At 65.6% G+C, this 1,747-nt stretch carries 1 protein-coding gene and 1 pseudogene; both read right to left on the reverse strand.

Annotated features, from left to right (window positions below; genetic code table 11):
• Window positions 1–371: GTP-binding protein (locus AOK11_RS35325; RefSeq protein ID WP_206188992.1), on the reverse strand; the 371-nt coding region annotated here is incomplete at its 3' end.
• A 100-nt stretch (window positions 372–471) separates the two neighbouring features.
• Window positions 472–1,747: pseudogene (locus tag AOK11_RS35330) on the reverse strand (elongation factor G); the annotation flags it as partial.

Below are 1,747 nucleotides of genomic sequence, written 5' to 3' on the forward strand. Positions count from 1 at the left end.
AGGAGCACGTGCTCCTTGGTCTGCGGCATCGGGCCGTCGGTCGCGGCGACCACGAGGATGGCGCCGTCCATCTGCGCCGCACCCGTGATCATGTTCTTGATGTAGTCCGCGTGACCGGGGCAGTCGACGTGGGCGTAGTGACGCGACTCGGTCTGGTACTCGACGTGCGAGATCGAGATCGTGATACCACGCTGACGCTCTTCAGGCGCCTTGTCGATCATGTCGAAGGCCGAGGCCTCGTTCAGGTCGGGGTACGCGTCGTGCAGCACCTTGGTAATGGCGGCCGTGAGGGTCGTCTTACCGTGGTCGATGTGACCGATGGTGCCGATGTTGACGTGCGGCTTAGTCCGCTCGAACTTCGCCTTCGCCACTGGGGTCCTCCTGTGGAGTGGTTCTGTACGCCTTACTCATCGGCGCCAGGTGATCTTTGCTGGAAAGCCCGGGGCCGGGGGCATTCCACCGGTTCTCGNNGACGTAGCCGAACATCTCCGAAAGGGGCACGAGGCCCTTCACGACGCGAGCACCGGCCCGCTCCTCCATGGCCTGGATCTGGCCACGGCGGGAGTTGATGTCGCCGATGACCTCACCCATGTAGTCCTCGGGCGTGGTGACCTCGACGGCCATCATCGGCTCGAGGAGCACGGGCGAAGCCTTGCGCGCGGCCTCCTTGAAGGCCTGCGAACCGGCGATCTTGAAGGCGAGCTCGGAGGAGTCCACCTCGTGGTAGCCACCGTCGATGAGCGTGACGCGAACGCCCGTCATCTCGTAGCCGGCGAGGATGCCGAACTGCATGGCCTCCTGCGCGCCGGCGTCCACCGAAGGAATGTACTCCTTCGGGATGCGGCCACCGGTCACCTTGTTCACGAACTCGTACGAGGCGTCGCCGCCCTCGATGGGCTCGATCGCGATCTGCACCTTGGCGAACTGACCGGTACCACCGGTCTGCTTCTTGTGGGTGTAGTCCACGCGCTCGACGGCCTTGCGGATCGTCTCACGGTAGGCGACCTGCGGCTTGCCGACGTTGGCCTCGACCTTGAACTCACGGCGCATACGGTCGACCAGCACCTCGAGGTGCAGCTCGCCCATACCACCGATGATGGTCTGGCCGGTCTCCTCGTCCGAGTGGACCTGGAAGGACGGGTCCTCCTCGGCCAGGCGCTGGATCGCGACGCCCAGCTTCTCCTGGTCACCCTTCGACTTGGGCTCGATGGCGACCTGGATGACCGGCGCCGGGAAGTCCATGGACTCCAGGATGACCGGGTTCTTGTCGTCGGACAGCGTCTCACCGGTGGTGGTCTGCTTCAGGCCCATGACGGCGACGATGTCACCGGCGCCCACCGACGCGATCTCCTCACGCTTGTTCGCGTGCATGCGGTAGATCTTGCCGATGCGCTCCTTCTTGCCCTTGACGGAGTTCAGCACGGCGGTGCCGGACTCCAGGCGGCCCGAGTAGACCCGGACGTAGGTGAGCTTGCCGAGGTGCGGGTCGCTCGCGATCTTGAACGCGAGGGCCGACAGCGGCTCGTCCTCGGACGGCTTGCGCTTGACCACGACCTCGGGGTCCTTGACGTCGTGGCCCTCGATGGCCTCGATGTCGAGCGGGGTCGGGAGGTAGCGCACGACCGCGTCGAGCAGGGGCTGGACGCCCTTGTTCTTGAACGCGGTGCCGCAGAACACCGGGGTGACCGTGGTGTCGCTGGACTTGCCGGACGCGATGGTGATGCGACGGATCGCGGCGTACAGCTGC

It is taken from the genome of Streptomyces hirsutus (assembly GCF_001418415.1).
Classification (GTDB): Bacteria; Actinomycetota; Actinomycetes; order Streptomycetales; family Streptomycetaceae; genus Streptomyces; species Streptomyces hirsutus.